Source organism: Bacillus gobiensis, assembly GCF_001278705.1.
GTDB classification, from domain to species: Bacteria; Bacillota; Bacilli; order Bacillales; family Bacillaceae; genus Bacillus; species Bacillus gobiensis.
On record NZ_CP012600.1, the window covers coordinates 3,801,467 to 3,821,586 of the forward strand.

The following is a 20,120-nucleotide window of genomic DNA, read 5'->3' on the forward strand; positions in this document are numbered from 1 at the left end:
GCCGAACCAATTAAAGGCATTTGCCGAAGCTGTCGGCCAGATGATGAGGACACAACCCAACTATTCTCAGCGTGATTTGGCTGATTACCAGGTGCCCGTCGCAATCGTACAAAGCGAGCATGATGAGAACATGCCGAATATCTTACTAGTAGCATTCGCGGGAATTGATCCTCCTGCTTGGAGTGAGCCATTTCGCGCCGCTGCAGAGGCCGGAGCAATTCAACAGCGTGATGCGTGTTTTCCCCGGCAAGGTACTTTCTTGAAGGAAGGATGGTGTTTGGTTAGTGCCTAGCCTGGTCAAGTTGGGTCATCCCGTCTCTATGTTATGTCCATTCAAGGTTTTTTTGGCACAATTTTTGTTTCTCAATTGGATGCTGGCTACACAGGAAAATGATCAAACTACTTAAATCTAATCCATTTTGATCAATTTTTTTCAAAATGGATTTTTTTAATTTGCCGTAAAACATAGGTTTGTCTAACGTTTTGATTAAACGACGCTGTTTGAAAATAAAGAAATAGCATTTATTCGCTAGTGAAACGTTGAAATATATTCGTAGCTTTTTAATGGAGCAAGTGGTAAAATTTTAAAAGAATGAAGTTAGTTAGTTGAATAACTAAATCGGTGGTGAAAAAATGGCGAAGCCAAATGTTGTTAATAAAAATGATTTAATTCAATTTGCAAAGGAGTGTTTAGTTGAGAAAGGAATTGAAAAGTTTACTTTGAGGGCAGTTGCAGAAATGGCAGGAGTGACACAAGGTACTATTTATTATCATTTCCGAACAAAAGAACAATTGTTTGCAGATATCGTAAATGATATTTGTAATCATTCTTGGAATGAAGTATCACAATGTAACGAAAATCTTATAAGAAAGGCAATAGAGTCAGCAAAAAGCCGTTGTTCTTATGATTCATTTTTTCATAAATTGTTCTTAATGTTAATAGTGTCAGGTTTTAATAATGAAAAAATAAGAGAGCAGCTTGAAGATATTATGATAAAAGAAAATAATGCTCTAACGGATCATTTATCGAAACTATGGTCTGAATCACCTATAGAAGGTGTTTCACTAGGAACATGGGGAGTATTTTTAAATGCAATTGTGGATGGTCTGGCTTTACAGGCTTTATTATCGAAAGAGTTTTCAGTAGAAAAAACTTATGAAGAACTCGAACAGTTACTTATAGGACTTAGTAAACTGCTAAATGAGGATAAGAGCTAATGAAAAATTATTTGTATACAGCATTATGGGGTGTCATTGTCTGGTTTTTTGCAACAATATTTTTCGTACTTATTGGAGAGCGTGTTCTCTATAGTCCTGGTACCAGTGGATTTACTATTAGTATTGTATTCTTATTAATTGGAACGGGAATCTTGTTGTCAGGTGTTACATATGTTTGCTTAATATTTGATAAATCTGAGAACGCAGCACTTAAGTTTGGCTTAATTGGTACTATTGTTGGCTTAACATTAGATACATTCTCTATATCTAACCACCATGTTATTTTCCCAAAACTGGATGATTCGCAGGTTATTGCTTTTACAGCTTGGATGACTTTTGCATACGCTTTATTTTTAATTATACCAACTATAATTAACGAACGAAAGAAAAGGCAAAGCAATTAAAGAGGCTAACATCGTTATGAAGTGGGAATCTTTAAAGATTATTAAAAGTTCTTATTTCGCTTACGAAAGTCAGAAGATGCAAACTTTCTTATAAAAACCAAACTTAAATCTTCTTGAGAAGATTCCAAGGAATTTAGTCTAACCCTTGATCAAATATTAATTTGTATTAGACAGATGATTAAATGTTTAAGGAAGCCTAGAAGTTACAGGTTTCTACAACGATCTAAATTATTTGTGATGAAATGATGGAGAATTCGGCAGAAACATTAGGATTCAACGAAGAAACATTTGAAGAAGCTTAAGAAATAGAATTTGGTAATTTCTGCGGAGCAAAAGAGTAAGAAAGGGAATCGATTTTTGATTCCCTTTTTGTTTATTAAGAGGACAGAGGAGGATAAAATAAGCGTTATTTCCAGATTAGAGGACGATGAGAGCAGGTAGAAAAAAGGTATTGAGGAGACTCAAATTTCGGAAATTGACATTTCCTTCCCTATAGATTAATATTTCTATAAATATAGAATTATAAAAGGAGGCAACTTAATGTCAGAAGAAACTCTTTCTGTAAAAGAGGCTGTGAAGGTGTATAAGGCGTTAGGTGAACCGACTCGGCTGAAGATTGTGCAGCTTTTGAGCAAACATAGGGAATTAAGCTGTACTGAAATTGGGGCGCATCTGAATCTTTCGAAAGGATCAACTCTCTCTCACCATCTTAAACAATTAACGGACTGCGGGTTGCTTGAATTGTCGCGAAAAGAAGGAACTTTTCATTTTTATCATATTCAAGAGAATATTCTGAAGCGATATGTAGCCGATTGAATCATTTCAATTGGACTGATTTTTTGTTCTATATTTCGATATATATGAAAGTATTGAAATTAAAATAATAAAATAAAAGGAGAGACAACGAATATGAAAAATTATCGTCTTGCCATCGGGAAGCGGGAAATCGTATGGGGAAAGCAGCTCGACGTACGCCCGACAGCCGGGCAAACCGTCGTGACCAAGCAGCCGAACGAGCGCTACGACTGGAATCTCCCGAGCGGCGTATACCGCGCTCAGGATATCGTACGGGAGTTGGACGCACTGCTGGAGGCCGTACTCGTGCAGCTCGGCGGGGCGGCGGATGCTGAGGCGCTGCTCGCCAATCTGGAGGCAAACCTCGCAATTACCGGCCGGGAGTCCGATTTGCCGCTCGGCGAGATGGCGCAGCATAACCGGGCAGGGGAGGAGCTGTCTCGGCAGGCGCAACTGATAGGCGAGGGCTTGGTCCGCTGGGCGCGGGTATTCAATTCACAAAAGCGGGCAGCCGAAGCATTCGGAAATTCCACGCTCCGCAGCCTGAGCTTCAGAAGCCACTGTGACAATCATCTATGGACGCACAAGGTCTCCTCTTTGCTGATGGGACCAGCGGGCGGGCCGGGAGTCATGCAGCTGTTCAACGAATACTTGCACCAGATCATTCTGCTGCGGGACGCGCTCCTCCCCTTCGACAATTGGGAAGAAGTGCCGATCGAGGTCGAGGAGAGTCATGGCAAAGGATTGCGGTTCGTCGAGCGGTCACGTTCGGAGTTTCTCGCCAAGCTGCTCGGCAAAAAGATGACGCACAAGACTATCGTGCAATATGCCCAAAGCGTGCTGAGTCCGGAGCTGGATAGGGTCGGATACGGCTTTCAGTACCGTCTTGGCACGGTGCTGCCTGGAAGCCTCGGAGCTGAGCTGGCGAGCGCTCCCCGCTACTTGCTCCGCTGGCATCCGGTGCTGTTGGTGCCGGATGGGACGGCGGACGGGGACCCGAGCCTCGTCGCCTTCGATTATGAGTTCCCCGATTATTATGCGGCCCCTCGCAGCCGTGTAGCGGGCGGGGACTCAGTGAATGCCCTTACAGAGGTTCCGCTCCCGGTGACTTCGGATATCAGGGAAGCGCAGCTCGTGCCGGTTGGCCAGTCGAATCGTGTCGTCGTACAGTACCGGCTGCAGATCAATGGCGACGTCTATGTGGTTGATCTCGGCCAAGCGTTCCGCGGACATCGATTTATGTATCGTCCGGCGGCGGCTTCCGATTCGACATCCCCGTTCCAGGTCCGTGTGCATCACCCGTCGCACATTCTTGGCCTAGAGGGGCTTGTGACGGACGAAGAGGACACCCATCTGATCCCGACCGCGGGCAATCCGCTTCTCGAATGGGCGTTGCTCGGCAAGCTTTACCCGGAAAACGTAGTCGTGCTCGAAGGCGCCGATAAAGAGAAGATGGCCGCTGCCCGGAACGCAGGCAAAGGGTTCGGCACCAAATTTCTGATCGTCTGATCGAGTAGGAGAGAACGGCTACCCCCGTCCTCTCACCCCTAGTATGCGGCTCAGCACTAGGCGGTTCACCAGCCTTGACGAAGTTTGTAGTATCTTTGGGTTAAACTCTTGAGCCCCCGGTGGGATTTACACAAGTAACGATTTATCTCATTGTGAGAAAGGATGAAGAGACATGAACATTTTAAAAGTATATACCCCAGTTTTTATACGCAATAATCAGCTGGAGGAAAGCATTGCTTTTTATGAACAATTGCTTGGGGAACGTAGCGATTTGCGCTTCTCGTATCACGAGGCTGGGATGGAGATAGCGACAGTGAGCTCGATTCTGCTGGTTGCAGGCCCAGAAGGTTCAATAGCGCCTGTGAAAGAGATGAAGCTAGCACTGCTTGTTGATTCGCTCAATGAGTGGAAAGAAGAACTTGTAAAGAAGGGAGCGACTATCCTTTCGGAGCCTCAAGAAGTTCCGACTGGCTATAACATGTTTGTAAGGCATCCGGATGGCTCGCTTGTTGAGTATATTGAGTGGGTAAATGAGAAGGTAGCTGCAATTAACCTCATCAGAGATGAATAATGTGTAAATCCCAACATTATTGCAGCTAGGTATTGTTGTCGCATAGGGAAAAAAAACAACTTTTTCATAACAGTTCATTTTCTTTAAAGCTCACAATCTATGATTCGAGTAAATGGCTGTGATTAGAGCGATAAAGACACTGATTTCACAATCCTTATGTCCAACAACGAGAGCTTATTTAGAAAGGGTGATTGTTCATCTCACCGGTATCCAAGCACCGCAAAAAAGGAAAGAAAAAGAGAAAAAACAACAACACAAAGATCAACTCATTAAACAAGAAGCAGAGCGTCAGCTATGTTTGTTTGAATTGTCATGAAAAAGAAGACATTCCTTATGAAGTCGTAAGAGATTTTGATTTCATGGATGGCGGAGATCCAACTACACCACCTAGTTCCTTGTTTATTTGAGGAATCTTTTATATGTGTAACACGTACTATGTATATTTTTTATATATAGTCTTTTCTTAGAAAAAGGAGGAACAAAGGAACAAACCGACGGGAATTGCGAACATACATACAAAATAGTATGTATGTTCGCGCGACATTGGAATCGCTTACTTTTCGTGGATTACTTGCATATACGCAAAACCGGCATCAAAAAAGGAACATTTCTACCCTAAAAAGGAACAAAGCAGGAACAAAGAACGCATGTTGAAAGATATTTCATCATTATTTCCACTGTCTGCTTGACAGGAGGGGGGGAGTTCATTTCAGCATGCTTTTAACACTATCATTGCGCTTCTGAACTTTAGTAGTTTTATAAGTTATTTGAAACAAGATATGATGGCAGGAATATTAGCCCCCCCTACGACTGCAACTGCTCCAATGCAAGCAGCACAAATTGCTGGTACAGCTGGGCAAGACGCAATACAAGTTGCCGCAATTAATCTTGCTACTGTTAAATCTATTAAAGCGACTAAAGAAATGCATAGAACGACTTCATTAAAACTCTTTTGAGCTTGAACACCATCACCAGCTTTATCTTGCATATATTTTAATTCTCTTTGAAGTTTACTGTTACTAATATAATCTATATCAGTCACTTTTTCTTGGACTAATTTCCCATTGAAGTAAGTAGTGACAACAAACTTATTATTATCACTTTTTGTAATCAATGTTTCTGAATAGCTTATAATGTTGTCTTCTGAATCAAAAACAAAAGTCAAATTACTTATAAAACTGTATTGTTCTCCTACAATAGGGATTGTGACAGATGCGTATTTCTCATTATTTTCTTTAATATCTAAGAATTTCGCATCGTCAAAAACTAAATCAGCACCGGAATTATTTAAAATCACTTGCTTGCTAGATATAGCTTTCTTAGACATATCTGTTAGGTGTTGAATCTTTTGGGGATTTTTTATTTCCTTTGTTTTGCTAGCAGTACCATTCATTTGTTCAAAATTTCATTTGTTCAACACTGCGGGAACTTTCCTCTGTTGATTTGGCATTAGCATTAGAGATTGGGCTAGCCGATCCTGAGACTAATAACGTTAAAGCCATAGCGACAACAACCATTTTCTTCAATAAATCCATCAGAAATTTCTCCTCCATCTCCTATTTTTTGAGTGGATGGTATTTTTACCCATACCTAACAAAAATAACAGAAGTAGATCATGGAGTAAAGTCGATAATTTCAAAATAGTCTTATTTATCTAATTATTATATTGCTTTAATAAAACAACCCATACAATATACTCTTAATACCCTTAAAATTCTTACAACTTTATTTTCTGTTCATGAAAATAGTTGTATTTTTAAAAAAAGTAAATTAATGAATTATAATCGTCTGCAATATGCTTTATAATCTAAGTAGAATTTTTTTTTTGAAATAATCGTATAATTTTATAAAAGAGGGGGGATTAACTTTATGGTTTATCATTCAAAACCTGATGTTTTTTTTATAACATTTATCTTCTTATTGATTTGGATAATGGGGTTTATATTCCTGGTTCCCTTCATAACATCATTTACAACATTAATTATTATATCTACAATCTTTATTATTTCAGCAATTTTTTTATGGTGGTACGCAGTTTCTATTAAGTATGTTTTTTACGAAGATTATCTATTAATAAAAGGTGGACCATTTCAAAATAAAATCCCTTATCAAAGTATAATAAAGGTTGCTCCAACGTCAGATAAGTTGACAGGTTATCAAATTTCATCAACTGATAAGGGACTTGAATTATTTTATCAACGAGAATCTCATGGTAGTATAAAAATTTCACCAAGAGATAAAATGAAGTTTATCAACGAGTTGAAAAAACGATGCCCTAATGTACAGATCCCGCATAATTAAAAAATCGAATAATTAGTTTATCAGTATAACAGCAAAGGGCCTCATAAAACGTGAGGCTCTTTGCCGTTATACTGGTTCTCTTGAGGTGATTTGAGATTCTTATTAATTGCAATTAATATTAGGCAGCGATTTAAATCGGATGTCTATTTTAAATTCGCAAGCGATTGAGAAATCGGAAGCTTATATAGTTTTTTTCAAAAAGCTCAATGTATTTTCCGTCTTCTACTTCTCCATAAGCAATGACTTCAGATCCAGCAGCTTTTTTTGATTGATTCGTTAACTCAAGTTTGACACGGTACAGGGGTTGGGCAAAAATACCTATCTTAACGCCAGCCTTTTTTGTTCTACTGTATAACCTGATAATCCCCTGAAGTAATTCTGCAGCACGAAATTGCGTTCTTTCTGCATGTTGAAGATAGGCAGGTCGAATTTATAGATGAATTTTATTTTGGAAAATCAATATGCTTAACTATACACGGTTGGAAATGCATCTTCACATAAAATTTACACCCCGTCTATAATACTGTAGTTCGAAGTTAATATTTACGTAATATATTTAAAATGTTTTTCAGTTTTAAAAGCTTTTTGAATGACCTCTTATAGCAAGATCTTCACCAGTGATCCCTCTCTCAAAACTAGATTACATATCATGTGGTAAAGAAACTGTTCCAAATAATCAGACGTATAAGGAGAGTGCTGTAAGTTCGATGAGAACCCTTGAAATCTTATTACTCAGCCTCAATGTACTGACACTTGTCATACTCCTATGGAAAAGGGGAAAAGCAAGAAAGTTGCTCCTTGCATTGAGCGGAGTAGCTCTGATTTTCTTAGTTCTGCAGCTTGTTGTCGAGCATTACCGCTGGCAGATGGTGCCTTCTTATGCGCTAACGTTATTTTTGCTGTTACGGTCTGCTATGCAGTTCCGAAGCCAATCAAACAGGTTATTGCATCCCGCTTTAAAGGTTATCGCTGTTATCCTTGGATCGCTATACGTAGTTATTGCGGTTGGACTTCCTATATTACTGCCTGTTTTTGAAATCGCTAAGCCAAGTGGTCCCTACCTGATAGGAACGGCAAGTTACCATTGGATAGATGATAAAAGGGAGGAAAAGCTGACTGAAGATCCTTCTGACAAAAGGCAGCTGATGGTACAGGTTTGGTATCCAGCAGAACCTTCCGGGGATGAAAAGATATTACCCAACATTCCAGACTTGTCCGGTTTGCAGACGGCTGTTCAACAAAAGTACGGGGTTCCTGGCTTCTTCATAGACTATCTTGGCAACGTAAACACTCACGCCAGAATTAATGCGAAAATTTCCGGCTCTCAGATGAACTATCCGCTGCTTCTGTTTGCACACGGTTTTCCGGGAAGCCGCTATACGAATACGTCACAAGTGGAGGAGCTAGTCAGTCATGGTTATATCGTGGCTTGTATCGACTACTCTTATTACTCTTTAGCGACTGAGTTTCCTAACGGAGAGCTTGCTGTATTGAGCGACAACGTACCAGCTTTGACCGATTGGGATAGTTGGGATCAACTTATCTCCGATATCTGGGTGCCAGATTCAACCTTTGTGCTGGACAAAATGGAGCAGCTAAATGCTAAAGATCCGAACGGCATTTTGAACGGGAAAATCAATCTTGCGAGTGTGGGCATGTTCGGCCACTCCTTCGGCGGCGCGGCCGCTGCACAGACATTGTTAGCGGATTCGCGGTTTAAAGCGGGGATGAATATGGATGGAACGCTGTTCGGAAAAGGGGATTTGAAAGACGGCCTTAAACAGCCGTTTCTCATGATGAACGTGAAACCACCAGAAACTGACAGCACCGATGAACCGACCGATGAGGAGTTGCAACAAATGGGGTTGACCCGTGAAGGTTTTGACTTTATATCGAAAGAAATTCCGATGCGCAAAAACAATCTACTCAAAAACGGTGGTTACAGTGTGATGATTGACAAGATAGACCATCTGAGTTTGACCGACATGTATTTGCTGTCGCCATTTTTTTCATGGAATCGTGACATGTCTCCACGTCATGCGCACACTATCATCAATAAATATACACTAGACTTTTTTGACAAACATTTAAAAGGAAAAACAGACACCCTTTTTGACAGCCCGTCTTCCCCCTTTCCTGAAGTAACGGTATCTTTACCACAATAAAAGAAATAAACTTCCCCCTTAGCCAGAAAACAGCCGGTCTAACGGATTTGTTCGACCGGCTGTTTTGCGCCTCAAGCTGTACCGGCTCCTAGTCGGTCACTTTGATTGCCCCTCTGGCTAATTCCCATAATAGCAATCGTTGGTACTGGTTGAAGTTTCGTTATCATCGCTGTATAAATACCATCAGAAAACAGCTCTATCAGGGCAGTATTTTCAAAGGAAAAAGCATTAAAAAAACAAAGTACTGGCGCAATATTATATATTAGAAAAATGTTCAGTCTACCGGTTCGTTTCCCAAAATTGAATATATGGACAAAGTAATAACGCCATTATTTGCAATCGCTTTCTTGAAATTTTGTATCAAAAAAATTTATTGGAATAATTTTTTGCCGTGGAATTAACTGATAATATGTTAAACTCTTATCTAGATGTTAATTTGCTATCAATTGATTATTAAAAATTTATGATCAGCAAAAAATGCAAACAGATTAGAGAGAAGGAAATCATATGCAAGAACAAAAATTGTCGAGAGGCCTTAAAAATAGGCACGTACAGCTAATCGCTATTGGCGGGGCAATCGGAACTGGATTATTTCTTGGTGCTGGAAAGTCTATTCATTTAGCAGGACCATCGATTTTATTTGCTTACATGATTACAGGAGTAATTTGCTTTTTAATCATGCGCGCACTTGGAGAACTACTCTTAACCAATTTAAAATATAATTCTTTTGTTGATTTTATTAAAGACTATTTAGGTAACATGGCAGCGTTTATCACTGGATGGACTTACTGGTTTTGCTGGATTTCAATTGCAATGGCCGACATAACAGCAGTTGGTCTCTATACCCAATTTTGGTTTCCTGATCTGCCACAGTGGATTCCAGGATTAATTGCGCTTGTCATTTTGTTAATTATGAACCTTGCAACCGTAAAACTTTTTGGTGAAATGGAATTCTGGTTCGCATTAATTAAGGTTATCGCGATTCTGGCACTAATTGTTATCGGTATTTTCATGATCATAAAAGGTTTTTCTACCAGCTCAGGCCCATCTAGTTTCACGAATCTATGGAGTCACGGAGGCATGTTCCCAAATGGCATAAATGGATTTATCCTCTCATTCCAGATGGTTGTGTTTGCGTTCGTTGGCATTGAACTTGTAGGACTTACAGCAGGTGAAACAGAAGACCCGGAAAAAGTTATTCCAAAAGCAATCAATAATATCCCTATTCGGGTGTTAATTTTCTATATCGGCGCACTTATTGTCATTATGAGTATTTATCCGTGGAGCGCCATCAACCCAATGGAAAGCCCATTCGTCCAAGTCTTTGTTGCGGTTGGTATCGCTGCAGCTGCTGGGATTGTCAATTTTGTCGTTCTAACATCCGCAGCTTCTGCATGTAACAGCGCCATTTTCAGTACAAGCCGGATGGTCTTCTCACTGGCCAAAGATAAAAATGCACCTGTACCATTTACAAAACTTACGTCCCATAAAGTGCCATCCAATGCATTGTTCTTTTCAACTGTTGTCATTCTCATTGCGGTTGTTTTGAACTATGTTATGCCAGAAGGAGTATTTACGCTGATTACAAGTATTTCTACAGTATGTTTCCTCTTTATTTGGGGAATTACGGTCATCTGCCATTTGAAATACCGTAAAACAAGACCGGATCTAGCGAAAGTGAACAAATTTAAATTGCCGCTTTATCCATTTTCCAATTACTTGATCCTTGCTTTCCTAGCATTCGTTCTTGTCGTGCTGGCACTTGCAGAAGATACTCGTGTCGCCTTGTTCGTAACGCCCGTTTGGTTTATTTTGCTGATTGCGATATATAAGTTGCGGAAAACGAAGACGAATCAAGCGGAAGAGGGAAAGGTAGTAGGAAAATAAGCCATCGGGGTTTATAGTAAAGATGCAAAAACCCCTGTCACTTGTTTTGATCTAGAAATGTACGGAGTAATTCTCTTTTTAGAGAGAATTACTTCCTTTTTTCTTTTAGGCTATAATTTAGCATCACGGATGATCATACCAATAATTTGTAATTTAACTTATTTTGTGTGCTGCACAAATTTGTATGTTAGTATTTTACCAATATAGCAGTTTCATATTCGAGAGTGTAGATTCTTTTCAAAAAAAGTGTTTGGAACGAACTTTGGTTTACCCTCTTGATTTATATAGGTTTAGCATGGTTTAATTATGGATGGCAAAAATGATATATCAATAAAGGGACTATAATCGTCAGTGATCAGCCCCGTCAAATAGACTTTTTTAAAAAGCTACACTACCTTTCTTCGGTAATCGACGACTGGAGAAAGGTTTGTAGTTTCTTTTACGGTTGAAAATGATAACAAATATATTTGTAGGATGATTTTTCTGATAATTATATTTTTTCAATCGGTGTAATTGATTAATTTATTGGAGGTTCTAATATGGAAAATAAAATACCTTTTTCCTTTATAGTCATAATTGGTTTAATGTTATTTGCTCTATTTTTTGGGGCAGGAAATTTAATTTTTCCTGCAATGCTGGGTCAATCAGCAGGATCAAATATTTGGTCAGCTAATATGGGCTTTTTACTTACAGGTGTTGGTCTGCCGTTACTCGGTGTATTGGCATTTGGGTTCTCTGGTAAAGAAGATTTGCAATCCTTAGCAAGTCGTGTCCATCCTATTTTTGGCGTCGTATTTACTACTGTTCTATATTTAGCAATAGGACCATTATTTGCTATGCCGCGAACAGGAAGTGTTTCTTTTGAGATAGGGGTAAAGCCGTTCATATCAGAAGGTTCTAGTTCTATTGCTTTACTTGTTTTTACAATCGCCTTTTTCAGTATTACGTGTTTTTTTTCGCTTAACCCCGCGAAAATTGTCGATATTGTAGGAAAAATCTTAACGCCGATAAAATTAACATTCATTGGTATCTTAGTAGTTGTTGGATTCATTTATCCGATTGGGAAATTTCAAGCACCGACAGACAATTATACAACTCACTCCTTTTTTAATGGATTTCAAGAAGGATATCTAACAATGGATGCTCTTGCATCGTTTGTTTTTGGAATTATTATTATTAATGCCATTAAAGAAAAAGGAGCTAAAACAAAAAAACAAATTATAACAGTTTGCGTGAAGGCAATAGGAATTTCTGCTGTTATCCTTGCAATTATTTATACAGCTCTATCCTATATAGGTGCTTCCAGCGTAGGAAAACTAGGTCATTTAGAAAATGGAGGAGCAGTATTAGCGAAAGTTTCAAACTATTATTTTGGAAGTTACGGCGGCGTGTTATTAGGACTAATGATCACCGTAGCTTGCTTAACGACTAGTGTAGGACTTACTACTTCTTGTGCTGCCTATTTTCATAAATTATTGCCAGCCATATCTTATAAAAAACTCGCAATTGGTTTATCTGTTTTCAGTACCATAGTGGCTAATATCGGTTTAACTCAATTAATTTCTATTTCCGTCCCTGTACTATCGATTATTTATCCATTAGCGATTGTACTGATAATCCTAACTTTCTTTCATCCATTATTTAATGGAAAGTCTGAAGTTTATCAAGGAAGCATGTTGTTAACCTTTTTTGTAAGTTTAGTAAGCGGGATAAATGATTCTGGTATACTCATTCCAATCGATAAATTTTTTAGTCACTATCTTCCTTTTTATGAAATCCTAAATGATTCTGCTTTAAACATTTCAATTATTAATAAATTTTTCAGTCATTATCTTCCTATGTATGATATAGGGTTAGGATGGGTTATTCCTGCTATTGTCGGTGGTCTTTTAGGACTTGGAGTAAGTATGCTGAAAAATAATGAACAGATTAAATATAAATCAACAGTATTAGACAAATAAAAAAATTTCAGGGAGCCTAGAGGTTACTTAGGCTTCTTTTTTTACTAAATTTTTCATCAATTTAGTTGAAGGATCATAAATATGATCAAACTTATAAAAAATCGGTTTTCCAAATAAATTTAAATTGAATGAGCGACCATTCGAGATGGTAAATTTTGTTCATTTTCATCATTGTTCCTCATTGGTCTTTATTTCTAATCATGTTATTGTCTTCTTTTAATTGGTATGGTAAATTTATTCTAAAGTTTTAATCCCAACCAAATACATTGGTTTTGTTTGTGTTCTGACCGGTCTACCGGAGGTACTCATCTAATTTCTTAGATAGGTGCCTCTTTTTTTGTTGAGGTTATAAATAAAAACTGAACAAAACAAAGCAAAAAAAGAGGGGAATGAAAGCAATTGGAGACAAGAGAATATGTAACAGATGTTCTTATTGTAGGTGGGGGAACAGCTGGGACAATGGCAGCAATTAAAGCCAAAGAGACAAATCCTGATTTGAATGTCCTCATTCTAGATAAAGCAGATATTCGAAGAAGTGGTGCTATTTCTATGGGGATGGATGGTTTAAATAATGCTATTATTCCAGGTCATGCTACCCCAGAGGAATATACTCTAGAGATAACAGCTTCTAATGATGGAATAATTGACCAAAGAGCGGTTTATCGACAAGCGAGTGAGTGCTACGAAATCGTTAAAGAGTTGGATTCGTGGGGGGTAGACTTTGAAAAAGACAACCAAGGTAATTATGTTGTCCACCGTGTCCATCGAAAAGGAAAATATGTTCTTCCAATGCCAAAGGCTAATGACCTTAAACTCATATTAGCTAAAAAAGTTAAAAAAATGAGAGCTAAGGTTGTTAACCGGGTTATGGTAACTAGATTATTAACCATAGGAAATCAAGTAGTTGGTGCCTTAGGTTTTGATGTATTCAAAGGAGACTTTATTGTAGTTAGAGCAAAAGCGGTTGTCCTCACAGCTGGTGCTGCCGGACGAATGAGCCTTACTGACAGTGGATATTTATATGGAACTTACGAAAATCCAACCAATTCAGGTGAAGGATATGCGATGGCATATCATGCCGGAGTGGAACTAACAGGAATTGAATGCTATCAAATTAATCCAACAATGAAGGATTACAATGGTCCTGCTTGTGCCTATGTCGCTGGACCATATGGTGGATTTACAGCTAATGCAGAAGGGAACCGAGTAACAGGATGTGACTATTGGAGTGGCGAGTTGATTATGAATATGTGGAAGCTGGCTAATAAAGGAGAGTGGCCGCTCTATTTAAAAATGAACCATCTTGATGATGAAATAGTAAGTAAAATTGAATCCATTTTACATAATAATGAACGACCTAGCAGAAGTACGTTCCACGCAGGAAGAGGAAATGATTATCGAACAGATATGGTCGAACTTCATTTTTCAGAAATTGGCCTATGCAGTGGACATAGTGCAGCCGGTGTCCTTGTTAATCATGAAGCGGAAACCTCGATGAAAGGTCTTTATGCAGCAGGAGATATGGCTTGCGTTCCACATCAATATTTGTTGGGGGCCCTTACATTTGGGAAAATCTCCGGGATAAATGCCGCTAATTTTGCAGCAAAACAAAGCTTGCTTGAGGTGGACGAATCACAAATCTTCGAAGAAAAAGAGCGAATTCTTAAACCGCTTTCAAATCCTAACGGTGTACCACATCATCAAGTTGAATACAAAATCCGTCGTATTGTCACACAATATATGATGCCGCCAAAAACAACGGTAAAACTGGAAATAGCTCTCGAGAAAATTGCTCATTTTCGAAAGGTTGATATGAATCTATTAGGGGCAAAAGATCCTCATGAACTTGGGCGTGCCTTAGAGATTTATAGTATTTTAGATTGTGCTGAAATGATGGCAAAAGCATCATTATTTCGAAAAGAGAGCAGATGGGGATTTTATCATTATTTCTTAGATTATCCGCAAAAGGATGACGAAAACTGGTTAAAAAGGGTCATCGTAAAAAAGGAGCAAGATGGCTCGATGAACATTTTTTCAAGAGAACTGCCAGAACTTATTTTAGAGCCTAACGGAAGTAATCATAATGACGAAGTGGAAAAGGAGATACAAAATGAGCAATCTGTCTACTAAATTGGTTCCCCAACGTGCAGAAGCGAGTATCATTATTGATCGAGATAAATGTATTGGCTGCAATATTTGTGTTCAAGTATGCCCTATGGGTATTTTGGCACTAGATAAGGACAAAAAGGCATACATGAAATATGATGAATGCTGGTATTGCACACCTTGCCAAACTGATTGTCCTGTTGATGCTGTGACCGTCAATTTGCCTTACTTAGTTCGTTAAAAATAACATTGGGTGCTGGAAAATTTATTACCCGGCACGAAAAGTAAGGAGTGAACAGAATGTTTGTTAAAAGAAAATTCTTATTATTCTCATTATTCTTATTAACTGTCTCCTTAGTCCAAGGCTGCTCTGGTCAGGTAAACACCAAAGCAGATTCAGCGGACGCAAGCAGCAATGGAAAAGAGACAATAACAATTGGGTATCAAACACCAACTGCTCAAACGTGGGGAGCGCTTATCGTAAAGAATCAGCGTTTATTTGAAAAATATTTAAAAGAACAGCATCCTGATAAGGATTTTAATATTGTTTGGTTTGATGCAAATGCTGGATCTATTTTAAATAACAACATGGTGGGCGGAAAAATCCAAATTTCTTTTTTAGGTGATATGCCTTCATTACTCAATGCGGAAGCTGGTTTAAAACAGTCGAATTATAATTCTGTATTTCTGGCTTTTGATGGAAAAGGATATGAAGGAATAAATCAATCCATTGTAGTGCCTAAAGGAAGTAAAATAACGAGTATAGAGGATCTTAAAGGTGAAACGGTATCCACACCGATCGGAAGCAGTTCTCATCGCATGCTTCTTGATGCCCTGGAACAGCATAATTTAGTCAACGAAGTGGAGATTGTGGATCAGTCTGTAACGGTTGGAATGCAGAGCGTTGAACAAAATAAAATTTCTGCCCATTCAACATGGGAGCCATACCCTAGTTTAATCGAATCCAATAATGTTGGCGATATTTTATTATCTGGAGAGGAAACAAAAATAGACTATTTAGCTGCAGTTGTTGCCAATGCAGATTGGGCAAAGGAGAATCGGAGCTATGTTATTGCTTTCCTTCAAGCATTAAACGAAGCGCACCAACTAGCATTGAATGACCCAAAAAAAGCAGCTCAAATTTTCCAGAAAGAAAGTAAATTTCCTTACGAAATTACATTAAAAATGGCAGAAAATATTAGGTTTGATTCGACTGTTTACCAAAAAGATATCGATACGTTAAATAGCAGTATTGATTTTTTAACAAGCATTGGACGATTAAATGAAGCTATTAAACTAAAGAATTTTATTGATGATAGCTATTTAAGAGAAGCCATTAAACAACAAGAAACGCCATACTTAACAGATGAAGAGCTTCAAGGAGAGTGGATTAAGGAGAGGGTGTATTAATGGTTGCACTTACAAAACGTATAACAGCATTAAAACAAAATGCCGGCCATTATCTTGTTCGAAGCTTAGCTGTTATAGTATTACTTCTTGTGTGGCATTTCTTGGTGATTAAAAACACCAATTGGCCCCTGCAATTCGGAAATCTTCCACAACCTATAGATGTATTAACTGTGTGGTATCAGAAATTATTTGAAGCTGCATACTACCGGGATATCGCAGCCAGCACCTTACGTGTATTAGCTGGTGTTGTCCTAGGAATAGTAAGCGGGGTGCCGTTAGGACTTTGGATTGGCCTTTCGCGCACGAAAATAAGCGAAGCGCTTTTTACGAATCTCGAATTGTTTCGTCCAATTCCGCTTATTGCCTATTTGCCGATTGCGATGATTTTGTTTAGTACAATAGAAAGCAGTATTATTTTCATTACATTTATTGGGGCTTTTTTTCCTATTTTTATTAATACGATGGATGCGGTAAAACGCGTGCCATCATCATTTGTAGATGTTTCAAAGTGTTTAGGTTGTGGTCCAATTCGATCCATTTGGAGAATTTACCTTCCAGCTGTTTTGCCGCAAATGTTTACCGGGCTTTCAGTCGGAATTGGGGCATCATGGATGGGAGTTATTACAGCTGAAATGATGTCTGGGCAAAAAGGGATCGGTTATGCAACGTGGTATGCTTATAACTTAATGGATTATAATCTTTCAATTATTGGGATGTTCACAATTGGTATTCTGGGGTTTACTTCTGTAGTTCTTATTAGAAGTATCGAAAGGTACATCATTAAATGGAAATAACATTCAAATGTTGGGAGAGATCATTATGCTTGTTACACTCGAGAATGTTACAAAGGCATATCATGCAGGCGGGCAAAATGTAGAAGTACTTAGTAATCTATCAATGTCTATTCAAGAAAAGGAATTTGTTTGCATAGTAGGGCCATCAGGAAGTGGAAAAAGCACAATCTTAAAAATGATAGCCGGAATTGAAGAGACAACGAGCGGGAATATTCGTTTTGAAGGTCAAAAGATTGCCGGTCCTTCTCTAGAAAAGGGATTTGTCTTTCAAGATTATGCGCTGTTTCCGTGGTTAACGGTCAGAAAAAACATTTTATTTGGCCTGGAAATGGCCAATGCAAATTCAGTATTAAAGAAAAAACGTTTAGAAGAATATTTGGATTTACTTGATCTGGAGAAAGCTGTTGATCTTTATCCATCTCAATTATCAGGAGGGATGAAGCAGCGAGTAGCGATAGCGAGAGCTCTATGTTTAAAACCGAAATTGTTACTAATGGATGAACCTTTTGCAGCCCTGGATCCGTTTTTGCGTCAGAAATTACAGCTAGAGCTTTTACGTATTTGGAACGCTGAAAATATAACATTTGTTCTTGTTACACATGATATAGAAGAAGCAATTTATCTCGCTGATCGAATCATTGTTCTAACACCATCACCAGGCAAAATTAATGAAATAATATCAGTCTCTTTACCGCGTCCCCGTCTTCGAACAAGTCAGGAATTTATTCAAGTTCGAAATAAAATTCTAGATTTAATTACGCCGCTAAATTTATTAGTATCATCTTATATTTAAAGGTGGGAAACTCAAATGTTAATCGAGCGTTTAAATCTAATGGATATGCAACAAGCAATGAATTATTTAGGTGTGAGTCGTGCGACAATTGACCGTTGGAGAAAGGATAAAGATCTACCATTTTTTAAAATCGGTAAAGAAGTGTTATTTAATAAGAATGAACTTGAAGAATGGATATATGCACATTCTATTAAGAAACAAAATGAGGTAACTACGGTAACAATCGGATATCAAAGCGGAACCGCACACATGTGGACTGCTTTATTAATGAAAGAATTAAAATATTTTGAAGAAGAATTGTATGTTCACTTCCCAAGTCAACGAGTCTTGATAAAATGGTGCAACGCGTCAAGCGGGTTGGAGTTAGTAGAATTAATGATAAAAGGAGAAGTGCAAATTGCATCGTTAGGTGATTATCCTATGACAATTTGTAATGAGCTTAGTAAATTACTGCCAAATTTTAATTCAGTTATTTTAGGTTTTGATGGAAAGACAAGAAATGGGAGCGGTATTTCTTTTGTTACTCCAAAAGACAAGAAAAACAATTTAGAAGTATTGCTGCAATCTCCTATATCAACGGTTTCTAATTCAAGTGCTTAGATCAGGCTGCAGTCGTTTCTATCAACACTAGGAGAAGAAGTTCATCCAAAAGTCGTTTACAAGCCAATGAATGAAAGTATGGAAAGTATTGTACAGCAACAGATTGGTTGTAGTGTCATGTGGGAACCCTATCCTAGCTTGATCAGCTATTATGGGACAGGAGAAATATTCGTTGACGAAGCAAAAGGAGGAGATTATTTAACTGGAATTGTTTCTGAAGAGAGCTGGATACGTAATCATGAAGGAGTGACAATTTCATATTTAAAAGCTCATTTACGTACACATCAACTAATACGAAATAATCCTGAAAAAGCTGCTCAAATATTGTCTGTATGTACGAACATACCTTTTGATGTCGTTTTTCAAATCATATCAAAAGTGCGTTGGGATTCTACTATATATAACCGTGATTTAGAGACATTAAATAAAATTAGTTCAAATACAATGAAGCACGTAAACGATAGTAATCCTTTTTTAGTGAAAGCCGAATATTTACAGTCGGCCATCGAAGAATTGAATTTACCAGTGATACAGCAACCTATAATACAAGGGGAATGGTCGATAGATATTTTGTATTAAACATTCGAACAATTAAATCCAAAACTAATTTGGTTTTTTTTAATATGCTTTTCGGTGAATTAAAGGGAGCGATACTTTAAGCTGTCCAAGGAAAGTCTTTGGAAAACAGTACTTTTCCCCGTTTTTTTGTTGAGCCTGTATTCTTCAAACATGCCATCTTTACCAATGATACGAAGGTCTATATACGAGTGTAAATCGGAGTTTTTTTTCTAATGAATCTCCGTAAAAAATCAGCTAATACATATCATCATTTAATAATTCCTTTTGATCAATATTGTACGTAAAGTAGTAAACGATTGAACTGAGTTTCCCTCCTATAACCAAGCTGGCCTTCAACTGCAACGTCCAATTTTTTCTCCGTTTAAACAGTTCTTCATAAAACAGAAGAGATTTTTCCAGTTCATTCACATAAATTGGTGTCGAGATTTTATAAAGCTGCATAATCGTTTTCTCCTTTTCTTTGGGCAATTAATCTATTTTAATAATTTAAAAAAATTTGGAACTATTGTACAAATTGTGTAACGAAAAATCAAATCAAAAGTATTTATCTCGGGCACTGCTCGACTGGATTAAACTAAATTTAAACTTCAGGTCATCTTAATTTTCCTTTCGGGATATAGAATTAGGTTATCAAATGAAGGGGAGGAAGATTTATGAAAAATCAAAAATGGTTGTTGTGGCATTTGCAGTTACGTTGTTAGTCCCTTCTTCTACATTTGCAAGCAGCACGTTTGCTGCAGGGGAATGAGATTATCTAGGGAGTGATGTCTTTACAAATCAAAGCAAAAACTTTAAATCAGGTGGAGGCAATTTTGCGATTTGTCTTAGCGCAGATAGTAAATCAGGTTATTATCAGTTATTTGAAGAAGATCCGTTTAATCCAGACGATAAGGTAGGATCTGGCCTCTATTTTAAGACAGCAGGTAGTAATGATTTCGATGCGGAAGGCTGTCATATCTTCAGAGATATCGGTGGATTTGTCGATGGCACTGATGATCAAGCCGAATTTTCTTTAGCAAAATACTCT

Annotated in this window: 20 protein-coding genes and 1 pseudogene; 18 read left to right on the forward strand and 3 right to left on the reverse strand. The window is 38.1% G+C overall.

The genetic code is table 11. The features are described from left to right. The first annotated feature begins 40 nt into the window (after positions 1-40). The 7 genes and pseudogenes from AM592_RS19105 to AM592_RS19135 all read left to right on the forward strand — a co-directional run. Entirely contained in the window at positions 41-292 is a 252-nt protein-coding gene (locus AM592_RS19105; protein WP_211086183.1) for a hypothetical protein, read from the forward strand. 341 nt (positions 293-633) lie between these two features. Continuing rightward, the gene (locus tag AM592_RS19110) at positions 634-1,218 is read left to right on the forward strand and encodes a TetR/AcrR family transcriptional regulator (RefSeq protein WP_053605254.1); all 585 of its coding nucleotides are present in this window, start codon (positions 634-636) and stop codon (positions 1,216-1,218) included. Continuing rightward, the gene (locus tag AM592_RS19115) at positions 1,218-1,622 is read left to right on the forward strand and encodes a DUF5367 family protein (protein WP_053605255.1); all 405 of its coding nucleotides are present in this window, start codon (positions 1,218-1,220) and stop codon (positions 1,620-1,622) included. Before AM592_RS19110 ends, AM592_RS19115 begins: the two co-directional genes overlap by 1 nt. A gap of 540 nt (positions 1,623-2,162) precedes the next feature. Then, the gene (locus tag AM592_RS19120; protein ID WP_053605256.1) at positions 2,163-2,438 is read left to right on the forward strand and encodes an ArsR/SmtB family transcription factor; all 276 of its coding nucleotides are present in this window, start codon (positions 2,163-2,165) and stop codon (positions 2,436-2,438) included. 93 nt (positions 2,439-2,531) lie between these two features. Continuing rightward, a complete protein-coding gene (locus tag AM592_RS19125) occupies positions 2,532-3,926 on the forward strand; it encodes a hypothetical protein (RefSeq protein ID WP_053605257.1) in 1,395 nt (464 codons plus the stop codon). A gap of 172 nt (positions 3,927-4,098) precedes the next feature. After that, positions 4,099-4,497 (forward strand): VOC family protein, encoded by a 399-nt coding sequence (locus AM592_RS19130; protein ID WP_053605258.1) that lies wholly within the window; start codon positions 4,099-4,101, stop codon positions 4,495-4,497. 148 nt (positions 4,498-4,645) lie between these two features. Further along, a pseudogene (locus AM592_RS19135) lies at positions 4,646-4,813 on the forward strand (IS91 family transposase); the annotation flags it as partial. Between the two features lie 447 nt (positions 4,814-5,260). Here AM592_RS19135 and AM592_RS24805 read toward each other — a convergent pair. After that, positions 5,261-5,890: a hypothetical protein gene (locus AM592_RS24805; protein WP_225970276.1), complete on the reverse strand. Its 630-nt coding sequence runs from the start codon at positions 5,888-5,890 to the stop codon at positions 5,261-5,263. 4 nt (positions 5,891-5,894) lie between these two features. Beyond that, complete coding sequence (locus AM592_RS24230; RefSeq protein WP_158320327.1) at positions 5,895-6,032, reverse strand: hypothetical protein; 138 nt, start codon at positions 6,030-6,032, stop codon at positions 5,895-5,897. 334 nt (positions 6,033-6,366) lie between these two features. Between AM592_RS24230 and AM592_RS19145 the strand changes: the two genes are divergently transcribed. The 11 genes from AM592_RS19145 (at position 6,367) to AM592_RS19195 (ending at position 19,093) form a co-directional block, all read left to right on the forward strand. After that, positions 6,367-6,798 carry a PH domain-containing protein gene (locus AM592_RS19145; protein ID WP_053605260.1) on the forward strand — a complete coding sequence of 144 codons (432 nt, stop codon included), beginning with the start codon at positions 6,367-6,369 and terminating at the stop codon, positions 6,796-6,798. Between the two features lie 791 nt (positions 6,799-7,589). Beyond that, the gene (locus AM592_RS19150; RefSeq protein WP_158320328.1) at positions 7,590-8,963 is read left to right on the forward strand and encodes an alpha/beta hydrolase family protein; all 1,374 of its coding nucleotides are present in this window, start codon (positions 7,590-7,592) and stop codon (positions 8,961-8,963) included. A 507-nt stretch (positions 8,964-9,470) separates the two neighbouring features. Further along, entirely contained in the window at positions 9,471-10,850 is a 1,380-nt protein-coding gene (locus AM592_RS19155; RefSeq protein WP_053605262.1) for an amino acid permease, read from the forward strand. Positions 10,851-11,389: 539 nt separating this feature from the next. After that, the gene (brnQ, locus tag AM592_RS19160) at positions 11,390-12,811 is read left to right on the forward strand and encodes a branched-chain amino acid transport system II carrier protein (protein ID WP_053605263.1); all 1,422 of its coding nucleotides are present in this window, start codon (positions 11,390-11,392) and stop codon (positions 12,809-12,811) included. 399 nt (positions 12,812-13,210) lie between these two features. Then, on the forward strand, positions 13,211-14,941 hold the full coding sequence (locus tag AM592_RS19165) for a fumarate reductase/succinate dehydrogenase flavoprotein subunit (RefSeq protein WP_053605264.1): 1,731 nt from the start codon (positions 13,211-13,213) through the stop codon (positions 14,939-14,941). Then, the gene (locus tag AM592_RS19170; RefSeq protein WP_053605265.1) at positions 14,922-15,158 is read left to right on the forward strand and encodes a 4Fe-4S dicluster domain-containing protein; all 237 of its coding nucleotides are present in this window, start codon (positions 14,922-14,924) and stop codon (positions 15,156-15,158) included. The genes AM592_RS19165 and AM592_RS19170 overlap by 20 nt, the downstream gene beginning before the upstream one ends. Before the next feature lie 59 nt (positions 15,159-15,217). After that, positions 15,218-16,327 (forward strand): ABC transporter substrate-binding protein, encoded by a 1,110-nt coding sequence (locus AM592_RS19175; protein WP_053605266.1) that lies wholly within the window; start codon positions 15,218-15,220, stop codon positions 16,325-16,327. Further along, positions 16,327-17,121 (forward strand): ABC transporter permease, encoded by a 795-nt coding sequence (locus AM592_RS19180; RefSeq protein ID WP_053605267.1) that lies wholly within the window; start codon positions 16,327-16,329, stop codon positions 17,119-17,121. Before AM592_RS19175 ends, AM592_RS19180 begins: the two co-directional genes overlap by 1 nt. A gap of 25 nt (positions 17,122-17,146) precedes the next feature. Next, positions 17,147-17,914: an ABC transporter ATP-binding protein gene (locus AM592_RS19185; RefSeq protein WP_053605268.1), complete on the forward strand. Its 768-nt coding sequence runs from the start codon at positions 17,147-17,149 to the stop codon at positions 17,912-17,914. A 15-nt stretch (positions 17,915-17,929) separates the two neighbouring features. Further along, positions 17,930-18,514, forward strand: a complete 585-nt coding sequence (locus AM592_RS19190; RefSeq protein ID WP_053605269.1) for a helix-turn-helix domain-containing protein — start codon at positions 17,930-17,932, stop codon at positions 18,512-18,514. A 78-nt stretch (positions 18,515-18,592) separates the two neighbouring features. After that, positions 18,593-19,093: a type 2 periplasmic-binding domain-containing protein gene (locus AM592_RS19195; RefSeq protein WP_148564351.1), complete on the forward strand. Its 501-nt coding sequence runs from the start codon at positions 18,593-18,595 to the stop codon at positions 19,091-19,093. Positions 19,094-19,327: 234 nt separating this feature from the next. On the opposite strand, the gene AM592_RS19200 is transcribed toward AM592_RS19195, so the two are convergent. Then, positions 19,328-19,534 (reverse strand): hypothetical protein, encoded by a 207-nt coding sequence (locus AM592_RS19200; protein WP_053605271.1) that lies wholly within the window; start codon positions 19,532-19,534, stop codon positions 19,328-19,330. Positions 19,535-20,120 lie beyond the last annotated feature (586 nt).